Raw genomic sequence first — 16,014 nt, 5'->3', positions numbered from 1 at the left:
AGGCTAAAATTTCTCGAGACTAAGGTAGGATGCCATGCGCTAGAACCAGGCTATCGAGTTTGCCAGACCGCTGCCTTACTACCGCACACTCACTTCGTAACTCATTTCTACTGCAGATTGAGGTGCGATCGCTCGATCAAACACCCAGCGGAGATGGCTGTAAGTATCAGCAGGCGCAGGCTGCATTCCCGTTCTACCATCTGGCAAAGTGATCAAAATCATTGGATTTTCAGAAAATGTTTTGCCGCCATCAATGCTGTAGGTTAATTCTGCATCCCCTTTGACTGCGGAGTTGAGGCTATAGATTGTTCCTTTCGGAATCGGTTGAGTCACGACTAATTTTTCAGCCGGACGATCGCTTGTATTTTTGCCGATAACCTGAAATCGCAGCACCGTACCTTTTTTCACCATCGTATCTTGTTTAAGCTCGTTCCAAATGACTTGCTCTTTGCCTCGTGCATCTTTCTGCACTTGCTTTTGCTTAGCAATCAGCTTCAATTCAACTTCCGTTTGATGGATGGATTGTGCGACAGATCTGCCCTGCTCAAAAAAACGAGCCGCAGCAGGGGTTCCATCTACTGGGATCATGGCGATCGCAGCTGCAATTCCCAAGCCAAATACCACATAGCGACGTGTCATTGTTCTCTCCTAGGGGTTAGTGAATCTGACAACGGAAGAGGAATGTTCTAGCAGCGTCGATCGCAGGCTGAAAGTCGGTTAGACTACTTCTGAGTAGAGAACTTGCTGCTAGGAACTGATGCAGATTTTTCATGATGAGCAAGGGTGAGTGAGCGAGAACATAGCTCGCAAAACTCGTCAGCAGAACAACACTTTTTACATTTAAGAGAGTCCCCAGGTTTTTGTAATCTTTATCAAACTCTTGAAAAATTCCGTTAGAACACGGAAGAGATTGCACAAAACTTTGGGGTAGTTGCGCTCGGTTAAGTTCGCTGATTGATCTGAGGCTGAAACTGATCTCAACCGTTCAATCACCGAAAGTCTAAATAAAAATCCGTGACGAAAAAAAAAGCGGTGCTAAAACGGTTTAGCGAATTGTGTGATGCAAGCCTATGCGAGTTTTGCTAGTAGAAAATGATGAGCAAGTTTCTACAGCGATCAAAGCGGCGTTAACCAAGCAACTTTACACGGTTGATATTGCGATCGATGGTCAAGCAGGTTGGGAACTCGTCGAAGCGATCGAATACGATTTGATTTTGCTGGCTGTGATGCTTCCTAAAATCGATGGCATCCAATTTTGCAAGCGCTTGCGAAATCGAGGTCATTCAACCTTGGTGATGATGATTACTTCCAAAAGTGCGATCGCAGATCGAGTACTAGGCTTAGATAGTGGTGCTGATGACTATATTGTGAAGCCGATTGCTCTAGCAGAGCTAGAAGCTCGAATCCGGGCGTTGTTTCGACGTAAAACAGCCGCAATTTCAACGATTCTACGCTGGGGAAAATTGCAGCTTGATTGTCATACTCGCGAAGTCCTTTATGATCAGACTCGGTTAGATTTAACCTCTAAAGAATTCGCGCTGCTAGAACGATTGCTAGAGGGTCGAGTATATAGTCAAAGCGATCTAGTCGATCATCTCTGGTCGCTGGATGAAGACCCGCGCAAGGAAGAAGCCGTTCGGGCGTTGATTAAGCGATTACGACAGAAATTGAAAGCGATCTACGCAGAGGAGCTGATTGAAACGGTGTATGGACAGGGATATCGCCTCAATCCTGAGTTACGAGAACCGATTCGATCTTTATCTGTCAAAAGTGAAGTTTCTGCAACGCTCAAGCCTTATCGAGTACAACAGCAGCCCCAAGTCTTAGTCGTCTTATCCGATCAGCACTTGCTCGATCAAATTATTCAAGAAGCAGATCTGTATTCCATTCAAGTGACGGGTGCTCCGACAAGCGCGATCGCCCAGATACGACTTCGACATCAACCCTTTGATCTCATTGTTCTGGACTGCGATCTGGTTCTGCCAGAATCGATGATTCATGACATGCCCGTCTTACTCCTGAAAAGACTGAAGGCAGAGTCTGAACAGAACTTGTCTGCTCAAATCCGAGGGAACTTGTACTACCCGATTACACCGACCCAACTTCTCGAAGCGAGTCTGGGCTGTTTAGAACCAACGCGACCTCTGACGCAGCGTGTCATGATTATCGATGACGACCCGATGATGGTTCGTTTAATCAAAGGCATCTTGGAGAACAATGGCATTCAAGTCAATGCCATCACGAATCCTTTAAGACTTTGGGAAGAACTTGAGTTGTTTGCGCCCGATTTGCTCATTCTCGATTTCAAATTACCGCATATGGATGGACTGCGCCTATGTCAGGCAGTTCGTGAGGACATGCGGTGGTCTTGGTTACCCGTTTTGTTTCTAACGGGTCTGCATCATCTCGATATCATTCGAGAAATTTTTACAGTCGGGGCAGATGATTATATTAGTAAACCTATTATTGCATCTGAGTTAATTGAGCGAATATCCAAACGATTAACTCGAATGCAGCATATTCGCTATCAGGCTGATTTTGATCCACTCACCAATCTACCGACGCAGCAGCGAGCGCGAGGAATGCTCAAACAGCTATTGCATCTTGCTCATCAGAACCAACAGGTGCTCTGCTTTGCTGTTCTAAGACTGGATGACTTGCAACACCTGAATCAGCAGTATGGATATCGCTATGGCAATCAAGTTTTACAGCAAATCGCGACCTCTCTTAGAAAATCATTCCGTACCGAAGATGTGATTGCCCGTTGGAGTGGAGCAGAATTTGTCATTGGAACCTACAACCTGACGCAGGGTGAAGTGGTAGATTGGTTAGCACAGGTATTAGAGTCCCTCCATCAGACAGAATTACGATCTCCCATGGGTTCGATCCCGAGTACATTTAGGGCATCAGTTGCCCAGTATCCCAAGGATGGAGTCGATCTACTCTCACTGTATCAAGCCGCGATCGCCACACTCGATCAAACAAAAGCTGAACCGATCGATCGCATTCTGCCTGCGGGTTGGCAGCCTGACAGAACAGATATGGATGTCATTGTGCTGCATCGATCCTCCCCATTTGCTGAAGATATGATGCGCGCGCTCTTGATGCGTGGCTACCAGAGCCGCTGGTTCCAAGAAGGTCGATCGGGATTAGAAGAATTACAAGCTGAAGGTGCAAAAAAACAAGTGCTGCTGCTTGAAGCAAATTTACCGAAACTAAACGGGATAACCCTTCTACAGCGTTTGAAAAAGCAGAAGTTTCTGCAAACGACTCCCGTTATTTTACTGGCGACCCAACCCGAAGAAGCAGAAATGGCGAGAGAGTTAGGCTGTTTTGATTATGTGACTGTGCCTTGTGCAATGCCTATGCTGATGCAGAGTTTACGCAAAGCCTTGGAGTCAATTCATTAAGCTAGAAACTCAAGCCAGAGAAGACACAATTTTGTCGATCGCAACTGCTTAATCTCGCACTTTCACGGAAAATTCTTTGAAACTCAACTGAAAATCGAGAATCTTACTGAGTATCTTTTCTTACAATTATGATTTTTGTCACAACTTTGTCACAACTTTTTGCATAAACTCCTATTTGAGCTGGATGCTAACTGGATAGATCTACCAAAATTAGCATCCACCTAATTAGAGACTCATTTTATGCCCGTGAATTTAAAAGGCGAGCATTCAATGGGTTCTACAGGTTATTGCGTATGAAATTGCCTATGTATCTAGATTGCCCGTAACAGATAATGCGGAGCGGTTTGGCATAGGTTCAGAGCTTGTCATTCATTTAATTGGTCAATCATGCAACCACGACGCACCCCCCGGCGAGCGAGTCAACTGCTTGCTGCTACATTTTTACTCACCACTGGATTCCCTCTCGCACCTGTATTTGCAGAAGGAACTCAAGCCGGTACTTCGATTAGTAACACCGCCAATGTTACCTACCGTTCTCCCAGAGATCCGGGAACGACCATCAATGCAACCTCAAACACTGTCTCAGTGCAAGTTGCAGAAGTCGCGGGGATTACGGTGACAGCCTCAGGGGTTACAGATGTTGACGGCGGACAGGTTGAGGTTGGAGACACCCTTTACTACACCTACAGCTTGACCAACGTTGGTAACGATCCAACGAGTTTCCGGATTCCAAACCTGGCAAGAGTGACTGGACCAGGTACACCTGGAACCCTAGAGTACAGCATTGATGGGGGAGCGACTTGGACTGCGTTTCCAGGAAGTGAATTGCTCACCAACACAATCCCAAGCTTAGCGAACGGGATTGTGCCGGGCGGTTCAATTCTAGTGCGTGTGCCTGTGACGATCGCAGCTGGGGCACAGGCGAATGATGTGGTTTCTGTCACCTTAGGGGATACTCCTGGAGATGCCCAAAACCAAGCCCGAAGCCCGAATGGAGGCGACGTTTATACCGTCGATAATCCAGACGGAACGCCAGGCGGAGAAGTGACAGGCGCACCTGTCAACGGCGTTCGAGAAGCGAGCAGTACAGCACAAGCAACGGTCAATCAAACGGCAAGAACCTATGCGTTAGCAACATTGCTGAAGACTCGGACAGGCTATACCCCCACTGGAGCGCCGGGTCCCGGTGATGATCAAATCTCCTATGGATTGAGCTTGCGAGTTGAAAATACTGATCCAACCGGACTTGGAATTACGCCTGCGCCTTTGGCTGGAACGACAGTCAATGGTGTAGCTGGCTCAAATATCTTAGTCTCGGATGCGATTCCTCTAGGCACAACGTTTGTCAGTGCTGTTGCTCCACTGGGTTGGCAAACAGTTTACACTAGCTCTGCGATTTCAATCGATGCAAACCAAGCGACGTGGAGCACAACTCCGATCGCGAATCCAACCCGGGTTGGTTTTGTCAGAACGGGCACGATTGCGCCTGGAACGACAGTCACCGGATTCCAAATCACCGTAGCCGTAGCAGGAACTCCTGCGTCTATTACAGTTGCAAACATTGGCCAATTGTTCGGTTCGACTCCAAGCCAAACGGTTGGACAACCTGGTGTACCAGTTTACGACGAATCTGGTGACCAGAATCCAAGTAACTACAGCGACGATGGAACTCCTCCTGGAACAGATTCAAACGGCGATGGTGTGCCTGATGCTTTGCCTGATACAGACATTGACGATGGTTTCGTCAATACTCCAGCTAGCCCTGAAACAGGTATCGATTCCGGCAACAATAATTCGGGTCAAGACAGCACCCCAACTGAAGGGGGTGGTGAAGCCAGTGTTTTCACCCTAAACACGCCTGTCCCGGCTGCTGTGAGCAATGGTCCCGATGGCGCACCCACCGCAACGGGTCCTTCTGGTACAGACAATGACGACTTTACGAATGCTTCGTCTCCTGTTCCACCGAACCTCGTTGCTGGAACTAATGCAACGCTTGACCCTGCTCCTGTTGCCTTTACAAATACGGTGCTGAACAGTGGAACGAGTTCTGGCAATATTGTGCTGACTCCACAACCTCCAGCGACTCTGGATCATCTTCCTGCAAATTCTACGGTGACGATTACGGCTGGTAGCAGTTCTGTGACTTATCAGTATGACGGTGCAGGGAACTACACGATCGTATCGAGCAACACAGGTGGAAACCCGATTCAAATCAACAATGTTCAACCGGGTCAGCAGGTGAACTATGGGGTTGAGGTCAATCTTCCGCTGAACACGCCGCTGTCAACCGATATCAATCGAGGTTTCCCGGTTCCAATTCAGGCAGGAATTGATACAGATAGTAACATTGCGACGATTGAGGCGACGAATTTGACCATCGATCGAGTCTATACAGGCTACCTCAGAACGGTCAAAGAGAGCCGCATTCTGCCGGGTACAGGTCCAGCACCGACAGCTGCGGATTCCACGTTCAGCACTACCCAAAAAACGCCTGCTCCAGGCAACGTCATTGAGTATCGGATTACCTACACCAACATTTCAGAACCGCAATCCGGCACAGGCAACATCATCCTGGAAGCTGAGCAAGTGGTGATTGATGAAAATGGCGTATCCGGTGCAAACAACACGAACAACTGGGCAAGAGACAATGATGGCAATGGCATCATTGACACGAGCAACATTGTAGGAAGTGCAGCGGATTCTGGTGCTTCGACGGTTAATTTCTTTAGCGGCAATCCAGCAACGACTGGGGCTGTTGATCAGACGGGAACGACGGCAACTACTGATGTGACGCGATATGTGAACACGGTAACTGGCATTGTTGCACCTCAGCAATCTCGAACCTTCACGTTCCGCCGTCGCGTGAACTAAGCTCAGTAGCCTTTTTGCAAGGAGTGATTTTCTAACGCTGCTCCTTGCAAAAGGTCTGATTGTTCATCCCATCATCTGCATTCATTTTTTACCGGAGAACCTTTATGAAACGTTGGTCTATTAGTTTAGGTGCAGTGGCTCTCATTGCTGCAACATTGCCATTCCTCAACGGTACGCCTGTGATGGCAAGCCTGCAACAGGCAGGAGCCGCGATCGCAGAGCGCCTACAACGCCCAGAAGTCAAACTCAACCTTGCAGTTGAGAAGCAAACCGTCATGGTCAATGAGCAAGGGCAAAAACAAGTGAAGTGGAATGCTCTGCAAGGCAAAGCTCTGGTTGAACCCGGGAATGTTCTGCGGTACAGCTTGACCGGGAAAAATGCGGGAGATCTGCCTGCTCAAGGCATTGAATTGACCCAACCGATTCCGAAAGGCACAAAATTTGTGTTGAACTCAGCCACAACAAACAGTGCAGGACAGATCACTTACAGCATTGATAACGGCAAAACTTTTGTGGAAGCACCGACGGTGACGGTGACCTTAGCAGACGGCAAGACGGTCGAACGTCCTGCACCTGCTGAAGCTTATACCCATGTGCGCTGGAACCTGGCTAAAGATTTGAATCCTCAAGCTGCCCTGATGGCTGCTTACCAAGTCGAAGTCCGCTAGAGCGAAGTTTGGACTAGAGGGAAAGAGCGAGCTTAGAAATAGAGCGCTTCTATCGGTTTCTTTTCCCTCTTTTTTTCATACATTCAATTTTTTCAACTGTTATAGCTTTATTCCCCCAAGAGTTAGGGACTAAGAGGAGCCTCGTGAATCGTCCTCAGATGAGAGAAAAAATATATCGAACTTGGCAGAGTGTGCTGTTAGCGATCGTTGCTAGTGGAGTCACAGCCCCTGCTACGTTTTCCCAAAGTCGTCCTCTCTTAAGCAATCAAGCCGAGTTACGTTATGTCGATCGGAGGTCGCAGCGCCCCTATAGTCTCATTTCTAATTCCTTGGGAACGGTTGCTAGTGGACTTGTTGATCCATTAGGACGGGTGCTTGGGTGTAATGGTGAATTGCTGCCAGACTATCGCGGATTCTCGGTCGCTCTATATGAGCCAGATCCAAGCGATCCGACAGGGACAGAGCTGGGTCGGTTAGTTGATCTGACTCCTACTGAGAGTCCCGACATTCCGGGGAATGGAATCCGTCCAGGACTGGCACCCAATCTGAGTAACATTAATCCTTTCTTTCTCACGAATGGCGAGGGCGGTCGATATAACTTCCTGTTTGACCCAAATCGTGGTCAAACAGATCCAGGAAAAACTTACATCCTTGTGATCAATCCGCCTGCGAATTCAATCTATCGACAACGCCGCATCAAGATTGAAATTCTCACACCTACTGGAACGGTCAATAACAGCATCGTCCGCTATCTGGCAACGTCGCTTGATGATCAACCGATCAGTACGACTGGCGGAACGAATATTACAAGTACAGTCGTGTTTGTTCCAGATGCTGAGCAAGTTGGATTAGACCTTTTATCGTTGCAGTTTAACTCTTTGCTTTGTCAGTCTGAGCAAATGCAATTAGTCAAAAGTGGCGATCGCGCAACCGCAGAGCCGGGGGACTCTGTGATCTATCGATTGTCGATTCGGAACCAATCAGATGCAGGCTTAACTCAAATTCAAGCGACCGATACTTTGCCAACTGGGTTCAAGTTCTTAGCGAATTCAGTGCAGGCAGAAGTCGGCGGGCAGATTGTGCCTGTCACGACTGAAACACAAGGTTCGACGGTGATTTTCCGCTCGACTGCGACGATTCCACGGGGCAGTGTCATGAACATTGCTTATGCAACACAGCTTACGCCTGATGCAATTCGAGGATCGGGACGCAATAGCGCGATCGTCAATGGGCAACGAGTGGATAACGGGTTTGCTGTGAAAGATGGCCCGGCAACTCATCAACTCCGCATTCGTCCGGGGATTACTTCCGATTGTGGAACCATCATTGGGCGAGTGTTTGAGGATAAGAACCAAGACGGAGAACAGCAGAAGGATGAACCTGGAATTCCTAATGCTGTAATTTTCCTTGATGACGGAAATCGAATTACGACGGATAAAGATGGATTGTTTTCGGTCGCGAATGTTTTGCCTGGAAGCCGATCTGGCGTTTTGGATCTCAGTAGTATTCCGTCTTATACCCTTGCACCAACTCCCACGTTTAGAGAGCGCCGGAGTCAATCTCGGCTAGTTCGTCTTGCTCCGGGCGGACTGGTACGAATGAATTTTGGTGTCGTTCCAGTCTCGCGTAAAGAGGGCAAGTCATGAAGTCGCAGTTTTTCTTGTATGTCTCTCTCTTCTTGGCGGGAGTTTTGCTCGCTCCAGTACAAGCTCAGGAGGCGAATTCTAAACAGCAATCAACCCCGACATCTCTTGAATCAGTTGATGCAGCAAAACCGAGTTCAACCGCAGTTGAGGTAAAGCCTGAACGGCAACCCAATCCGGAATTCTCTGCGCAAAGCACAACTGATGAAGTCAAGATTCTTTCACCTGCGATCGATGCGGTTATTGATGTGCCTGCTGCAATGGTTGTTGTTCAAGCTCCAGAAGGTAAGCAGGTCGAACTGCGAGTCAATGGTGTACTTGTCTCTGATCAACTGATTGGACGAACCGAGACGGATCAAAAATCAGGTCAGGTGCTCCGAACTTACTATGGTGTTTCGCTGCAACCAGGTAGCAATACAATCTCTGCGCAAATCATTGGTGCTAGTCAATCAGCGCAAGTCACCATACAGGTACGTGGGGAAGCTGAGAAACTCTCTGTACAAGCCGCAGAAGCCAAAATTCCTGCAGATGGACGATCGACTGCGGCGATTCGAGGCGAGCTTCTGGATGGACAAGGCAATCGATCGAATCGAGACGCATTAATCACGCTTTCAACGACCGCAGGCGAATTCCTAGATACAGATGCAGCAGCGGATCAGCCTGGCTTTCAAGTCAAAGCAGAGCGAGGACAATTTACGGCGCGATTGAGATCGGGATTAGAAGCAAGGACAGTGACCATTCGTGCAGCTGTTGGAAAGCTGGAAGACTTTACTCAACTGCAATTTGAGACGAACCTGCGCCCTTCGATCGCGACGGGGGTGATTGATTTACGATTCGGTAGACAAGGCACGGATTTTTACAGAAGCTTCCGTGATTTTCTGCCTGTGAATCGGGATAACAACTATCAACTCGATTTCGGTGCAGCCGTTTTTGCGACGGGGCGAATCGGAGATTGGTTGCTCACAGGTGCATACAACAGTGCTCGTCCTTTGAATGAGACGTGTGATGGCACGAATAGTTTGTTTCGACCCAATGACCAATCCTGTGATCAGAACTATAGTGTTTATGGAGATAGCTCTGAATCAACGATTCTCACGCCTTCGATCGATAGTCTTTTCCTGAAGCTAGAACGCACCTCACCTGTTGCTGGAGCCGGGACAGACTATGCCATGTGGGGTGATTACACCACTGAAGAATTTGCGACGCGATCGCAAGAATTCAGTGCGACAAATCGCCAGCTTCACGGCTTTAAGACGAACTACAATTTCGGCAATCTCCAAATCACAGGACTATTCGCGAACAATATTCAGGGATTTCAACGCGATACGCTTGTTCCTGATGGCACAAGCGGATTTTACTTTCTCTCTCGTCGGTTGCTCGTTGAAGGGAGCGAGTCGATTTTTCTGGAACTCGAAGAACTCAATCGACCCGGAACCGTGCTCAAACGTCAGCAACTGAGCCGTGGAAAAGATTATGAAATTGATTACGATCGAGGCACGATTTTATTTCGTGAGCCGATCACTCGAACTGATGTTGGAGAGGTTGGAGAAACGCTGGTTCGTCGTATTGTTTCGACCTATCAATACGATACGCCTGGCTCAGATTCTCGGATGTTTGCGGGTCGAGTGCGATATCATTTCGCCCGTGGCTTAAATCGTGAAAGTTGGCTAGGTGCGACTTATCTTCGAGAAGATCAAGGCACGAGAGACTTTGAGTTGTATGGAGCCGATGCGTTTGTTTCCCTCGGTCAGAATAGTCATGCTTTAGCAGAATATGCTCGATCGACAAATCTCTCTGATGTGCTGGGATTAGTCAGCGGGTCTGCTTATCGGTTTGAGCTAGAAAGCAAACTTTCGCAAGGCATTGATGCGCGTGCCTACTATCGTCAAGCTGATACAGGCTTTGCAAACAATGCAACGGTTAGTTTTGTTCCAGGTCAAACTCGCTATGGGACTCAACTGACAGCACAAGTTGGTAAAACGACAAATTTACGATTTCAATATGACCATGAGGATAATCGCGGCATTGCACCGCGTCCGTTAACCACACTCGAAGATCTCTTTAGTCCTCGAACAGAGCCACTCCCAGGGACACAGGTTGACAATTCGCTCACGACGATTTTGGCAGGGATTCAGCAGAAAATTGGCACAGCGGATTTCACCGTCGATTGGATTCACCGCGATCGCGAAGATCGGCTGAATTCTGGTTTGGATAGTAACTCGGATCAATTGCGATCGCGCCTCAATGTCCCGCTGACTCGCGACTTGACGTTTATTGCTCAGAATGAGACGACGCTTTCTCAAGAAACAGATGCGATTTATAGCGATCGCACGTTACTGGGTCTAAACTGGCAAGTTGTTTCTGGTATCAATGTTCAGTTAGCCCAACAATTTTTCACTCGTGGGCAATTTGAAGGACAATCGATCACTAGCTTAAATGTGATTGGCGACTATAAATTGGCGCGAGACACGACGTTGAGAGGGCGCTATACGCTCTGGGGCGGTGCGAACGATTTAACGATGCAGGGCGCAATTGGAATTAATCAAGGCATCGTGATTTCTCCTGGGTTACGGCTTGACTTAGCATACGATCGCATTTTCGGTGATTTTCTGGGTCGAAGTGCTGCTGGTTCTCGATTTGCTCAGCCTTTTGCGTTTGGGCAAGGTGCTTCGGCGCTTGGGCTGGAAAGTGGTGATAGTTATAGCGTTGGGCTTGAATACACAGGTAGCCCAGACTTTAAGGCGAGCGCTCGTTATGAGCATCGCTCGTCTTCACAGAGTCGCAATACAGTAATTTCAGCCGCAGCGGCTGGAAAAATTAGTCCTGAGCTAACCGCGTTGCTGCGATATCAGCAAGCGAATAGCGCGAATCAGACCTTGGTTGGGTTGCCAGACACAGCGAACTTGAAATTTGGTTTAGCTTATCGCAATCCACGCGACGATCGATTCAATGCCCTACTAAGGTACGAATACCGCAAAAATCCTGCGACGATTCCTGACAGTATTTTATTCAGCACTGGCACTGGCACAAAGGATCATCTATTTGGACTCGAAGCAATCTATGCCCCGGATTGGCGATGGGAATTTTATGGTAAATTTGCTCTGCGGAATAGTCGCTCTTATTTAGCAAGCGATTTAGCAGGAACAAGCACTGCAACGTTAACTCAGCTTCGAGCCACTTACCGTTTTGCAGAGCAATGGGATATAACAGGTGAGGCTCGTTGGATTCATCAAACTGCTGGATTTAGTGAAACTGGCTTAGCGATCGAAGCGGGCTACTACCTCAATCCAAATCTTCGGCTTGCCGCAGGCTATAGCTTCGGGCGTGCCCACGATCGCGACTTGACCGGATCGCGTTCTGCTGGAGGAATCTATCTTGGCTTAACCATGAAAGTGAATGAGCTTTTCAACGGTTTTGGACTCCAAAAAGTGCCGAGTCCCCAACAAACTCTCTCACAGCAGGCTAACTAATTACTCTGTCTACCCCTTTCCCAAAAGTCATGAAGTTCAATCGCCCCACCTCCTTCTCCAAGCTCTACCAGACATTTTGCTGGTTTATGGTTGCGCTGACGTTGACCTTTTTAGCCAGTTACCATCCTTTGCTGATTCCTGTTGAGCCTGCACTAGCAGCGGGAGTTTGTGCGATTCCTGGGAAAGATGGAGTCGTGAACCAGAGTACGATCGTCAACACCTACTTTCCTGGCGCACCTGACTCTTCAGCAACTGCTGGAAGTACATCGCTGTCGGTCTCTAATTATTACACCAGTGGAGCAAATACGCCGATCGCGCCGGGCGATTTGCTGATGGTGATCCAGATGCAAGATGCCACGATCGACTTTACGAATTCGCTTGCCTATGGTTCAGGAAACATTGCTGGTGGGGGAAGTGGACAAACGGCCTTAGGCGCTTCGGGTCAGTATGAATTTGTCTATGCCCAGAATTCCGTGCCCTTAAGCGGCGGCACCCTACAAATTCGAGGCGGTGGAGCTGGAGGGGGCTTAGTCAACACCTACGTTAATGCCAACCCTACATCCACGCGTGGACGCAGAACCTTCCAAGTCATCCGGGTGCAACAATATGCCAGCCTAACCCTAGCTAGCAATATCACTGTTCCTGATTGGAATGGAACTGTTGGGGGGGTTTTGGTTTTTGATGTTGCAGGTGACATGAATTTCAATAGCTTCGCCATTGATGGCACTAACAAAGGATTTAGAGGGGGATACACCCCCTCTGGTGCTTCGGGTCAAAACGTGACCACCTATGTTGCTTCAGCAGGTTCAACGGTTGGTGGCGGTAAGGGTGAAGGGATTGCTGGAACTCCTCGCTATATGTGGGATGGAATCACTGCGGTTAACCTAGGGAGCGACCAATTACCCGGCGGTGATGCAGGACGTGGCGCACCAAGTAACGGCGGTGGCGGTGGGAACGATCACAACTCTGGGGGGGCCGGAGGAGGAAACGGCGGTCGTGGGGGTACGGGTGGAATTGGCTGGCAGGGTGCAGGAGGGTCCACAGGGCTGCCGGGTGGTCAGGGGATTGGTGGTTTTCCAGTATCTAATCCTGCGACCATCGATCGCCTGATTATGGGTGGTGGTGGTGGCGGCGGTGATGCCAATGACCAACCCAATGGGGTACGAGGTGGACAAGGCGGTGGTATTGTCTTGATCCGAGCCGGTCGATTTGTGGGATCTGGAACGATTCGCTCGAATGGAAGTGATGGTGAAATCAACCAATTTAACAACAACCCTGATGGTGCAGGGGGTGGCGGCGCAGGCGGAACGATCGCCCTACAAGCGCTGCATGGCAATTTGTCAGGCTTGACGGTTGAAGCAAAAGGAGGAAATGGCGGCAATACCCTCAATGACAATGGCAATGAACATGGACCTGGCGGCGGCGGCGGCGGCGGTGTCGTTGTCTCCTACAGCCCTGGTGGAACCGTAAGTGGAGCGAATTTGACAGGAGGAGCGAACGGTCGGGCAAATAATGGAGCCGGAATTCCTCACGGTGCAACGGCGGGTACTGTGGGCGTCAGTGCCACCTTTGCACCAACCTCTTTGCCTCCGATCGAACCCGGTGCGAGTTGTTTCCCCACGCTCAATGTCACAAAATCCGAAGCTAATCCAGGAGGAGCCGGACAACGGTTTGCACCGAGTACAGCAACCTATACAATCACTGTTTCCAATACGGGTCCTGGTGGTGCAGCAGGGGTTCAGATTGTTGATCCACTCCCCGCTGGATTCTCCTATGCCTCGGGTGCCACAGCGACATTTGCAGGCGGAGCCTTGGGGTCTGCTTCTCCCACGAATTCTGGTACGGCAACGACCCCTATCTTTGGCGACTTTCTAATTCCGGCAGGTGGCAATGTTACGCTTACCTTTACCGTCAATATTGCTGCCGGAACTCCGCCTGGAACGTATCAAAATTCAGCCCAAGTTCGTTACCTTGATCCGACTCGAACCACGGCCAATCCCAATCGGCTCATTGCGCCTGCTACCTCTGCCCTTCCCGGAGCAAATACAACCTATGAAAATGGTGTTTTAGCCGGACAGTCTGTTCCCGGTTCAAACTATGATGCTGTCACTAACACGGCTGAGGATGTTGTGATCGCTGCAGTTCCGACTTCAGTGTCGGGTACGGTGTTTCATGATTATTCCGCCAATGTCGTGCTTGACAGTGACTTGGGCACTGATGTTGGTACCAATGCAGATTCGCCAAGCTTAACCGTCTATGCTATTAATCCGTCAAGTCAGGTTGTCGATAAAGCGATCGTTGCGGCAAATGGCACCTACACGCTGGCAAATGTTCCAAGCAATAGCTCGTTGACGCTGCGACTCTCTAATGATAGTAGTGCGGCGATCGGTGCAACTGCGCCTAATGTGAGTCTACCCAGTAATTGGTATTACACGGGTGAAAATGTTAATGGCACGATCGATGCCGTCATCTCTACTCTGGGAGACATTGCGATCACAACAACGACTAGCGCTCTGACCAACCAAAACTTTGGAATTCGTCAAGGCTATGTAATTGCTCCCGATCCTGCTCCTACCACTTGTAATCCTGATTACACAGGAGCTTTAACAACTGGAATCAGTTCTACGGGTGGTCAACTTTCTCCTGGAAACTTTGATCTGAACTGGTCAGTCGAGTGGCTCAATGCAAGTCTGGGAGCAATTCCCTATGCGCCTGCTCGTCCAGTTGGACCCATGCCTGCGGTTGTTGTTGGAAATTTAGCCCCAGGCGCATGGATCAATGAGCCATCGAATGCTCGATGGATTAGTTATCCGTTCCGCCTGTCGAACAATAGCAATGGTAATCATCAAAACGCGGATCTGGATGGGATTGTCGGTGAGATTGCGACCCCCGGATCGTATACAGGCACGTCAGACACGATCCGTCTCAAGTACACAGCGAGTGTTACTTTGCCTGCAAATGCAAACGCAATTAGCGTCTCTTTACCGATTGGGGTTTCAGTTGACAACCAATTTGTGAGCGTTAGAGTCAATGGTGTAGAAAATCTATCGCCTTTGCCAGCACAAGATCCGCAAACAGAAGATTATCGTGCGACGCGAACTGTCAATATGACCCAAGGTTGGCAGCCAGGAGTCAATATCATCGAAATCATCACAGATTCAGGATCACCTTTGACAGGTTTTTTCCTAAGAGTAGAGGCTGCGACAATTCAGGTCTGTGCTTCACCTAATGTATCTGTTGTAAAACGCATTACAGCGATTAACGGTCTGACGAGCACTCAAGGCGGAGACAATCTGAGCTTATATAAAGATGAGGCGAGTAATCCCTACGACGATAATACGATTACGATTCCCACTCAGCCAAATCCCACCGATCCACCCAAAGATACAGATAAATGGCTAAATCTGAGCACTTTCCTAGTAGGAGGAACGAACGGCGGATTTACCAAACCCGGTGATGAGCTTGAGTATACGATCTACTTCTTATCCGCAGGAGACGGAGAAGCTCAAAACGTTCTCTTCTGCGATCGCGTTCCCACGAATGTCACATTTAATCCGACTGCATTTAACACAGGCGTGCCTGCTGATCCAAATGGAATCAGTACAGCAAATCGCGGCATTGTAGTGAATGTTGGAGGCAATAGCCTAGCACTAACAGGTGTTGCCGATGGCGATCGTGCTCGCTATTTTCCACCCGGAGTTGAACCTAGCTTGGTTCCTGAATTCAGCGGAATTAATTGTAATGGAGCCAATACTAATGGTGCAGTGGTTGTCAATTTAGGCAATTTGAACAGCGCAACGGCTCCAGGTGTCCCTGCTGATTCTTACGGGTTTGTTCGCTTTCGAGCAAGGGTGAAGTAGGCGAATCCAGCACATTTGACGGGAAGATAGGGGATAAGCTGCATCTGAGTTCTCCCCCTTCTCCACTCGAATGTGCTGGACAGATTAAATTT

8 protein-coding genes are annotated in these 16,014 nt (G+C 48.9%); 6 read left to right on the top strand and 2 right to left on the bottom strand.

Going from position 1 to position 16,014, the window contains the following annotated elements:
• Positions 1–78: 78 nt before the first annotated feature.
• Together ACMUEV_RS16950 and ACMUEV_RS16945 are read right to left on the bottom strand one after the other, a co-directional pair.
• Positions 79–639 (bottom strand): hypothetical protein, encoded by a 561-nt coding sequence (locus tag ACMUEV_RS16950; RefSeq protein ID WP_190648205.1) that lies wholly within the window; start codon positions 637–639, stop codon positions 79–81.
• Between the two features lie 16 nt (positions 640–655).
• On the bottom strand, positions 656–916 hold the full coding sequence (locus ACMUEV_RS16945; RefSeq protein ID WP_190648204.1) for a hypothetical protein: 261 nt from the start codon (positions 914–916) through the stop codon (positions 656–658).
• Between the two features lie 154 nt (positions 917–1,070).
• On the opposite strand from ACMUEV_RS16945, the gene ACMUEV_RS16940 reads away from it, so the two are divergent.
• From ACMUEV_RS16940 to ACMUEV_RS16915, 6 genes are all read left to right on the top strand, one after another.
• Positions 1,071–3,410, top strand: coding sequence for a response regulator (locus tag ACMUEV_RS16940; RefSeq protein WP_190648203.1), 2,340 nt, complete (start codon positions 1,071–1,073; stop codon positions 3,408–3,410).
• A 387-nt stretch (positions 3,411–3,797) separates the two neighbouring features.
• The gene (locus ACMUEV_RS16935) at positions 3,798–6,281 is read left to right on the top strand and encodes a hypothetical protein (protein WP_190648202.1); all 2,484 of its coding nucleotides are present in this window, start codon (positions 3,798–3,800) and stop codon (positions 6,279–6,281) included.
• A 104-nt stretch (positions 6,282–6,385) separates the two neighbouring features.
• Positions 6,386–6,949 carry a DUF11 domain-containing protein gene (locus ACMUEV_RS16930; RefSeq protein ID WP_017287910.1) on the top strand — a complete coding sequence of 188 codons (564 nt, stop codon included), beginning with the start codon at positions 6,386–6,388 and terminating at the stop codon, positions 6,947–6,949.
• Between the two features lie 143 nt (positions 6,950–7,092).
• Positions 7,093–8,595 carry a DUF11 domain-containing protein gene (locus ACMUEV_RS16925; protein ID WP_026148599.1) on the top strand — a complete coding sequence of 501 codons (1,503 nt, stop codon included), beginning with the start codon at positions 7,093–7,095 and terminating at the stop codon, positions 8,593–8,595.
• Complete coding sequence (locus ACMUEV_RS16920) at positions 8,592–12,062, top strand: TonB-dependent receptor (protein WP_190648201.1); 3,471 nt, start codon at positions 8,592–8,594, stop codon at positions 12,060–12,062. The genes ACMUEV_RS16925 and ACMUEV_RS16920 overlap by 4 nt, the downstream gene beginning before the upstream one ends.
• Before the next feature lie 29 nt (positions 12,063–12,091).
• Positions 12,092–15,922, top strand: a complete 3,831-nt coding sequence (locus ACMUEV_RS16915) for a DUF11 domain-containing protein (RefSeq protein WP_190648200.1) — start codon at positions 12,092–12,094, stop codon at positions 15,920–15,922.
• The last annotated feature ends 92 nt before the right edge of the window (positions 15,923–16,014 follow it).

Source organism: Leptolyngbya sp. FACHB-1624 (assembly GCF_047649235.1).
Lineage (GTDB): Bacteria > Cyanobacteriota > Cyanobacteriia > Leptolyngbyales > Leptolyngbyaceae > Leptolyngbya > Leptolyngbya boryana.
Note: the sequence above shows the minus strand (reverse complement) of the source record. Positions and strands in the feature narration are given on the sequence as shown.

What these genes read in the sequence shown, in the direction of transcription:
- ACMUEV_RS16950 (WP_190648205.1), bottom strand. Translation starts at nt 639, where the DNA reads ATGACACGTCGCTATGTGGTATTTGGCTTGGGAATTGCAGCTGCGATC.
- ACMUEV_RS16940 (WP_190648203.1), top strand. Translation starts at nt 1,071, where the DNA reads ATGCGAGTTTTGCTAGTAGAAAATGATGAGCAAGTTTCTACAGCGATC.
- ACMUEV_RS16935 (WP_190648202.1), top strand. Translation starts at nt 3,798, where the DNA reads ATGCAACCACGACGCACCCCCCGGCGAGCGAGTCAACTGCTTGCTGCT.
- ACMUEV_RS16930 (WP_017287910.1), top strand. Translation starts at nt 6,386, where the DNA reads ATGAAACGTTGGTCTATTAGTTTAGGTGCAGTGGCTCTCATTGCTGCA.
- ACMUEV_RS16920 (WP_190648201.1), top strand. Translation starts at nt 8,592, where the DNA reads ATGAAGTCGCAGTTTTTCTTGTATGTCTCTCTCTTCTTGGCGGGAGTT.
- ACMUEV_RS16915 (WP_190648200.1), top strand. Translation starts at nt 12,092, where the DNA reads ATGAAGTTCAATCGCCCCACCTCCTTCTCCAAGCTCTACCAGACATTT.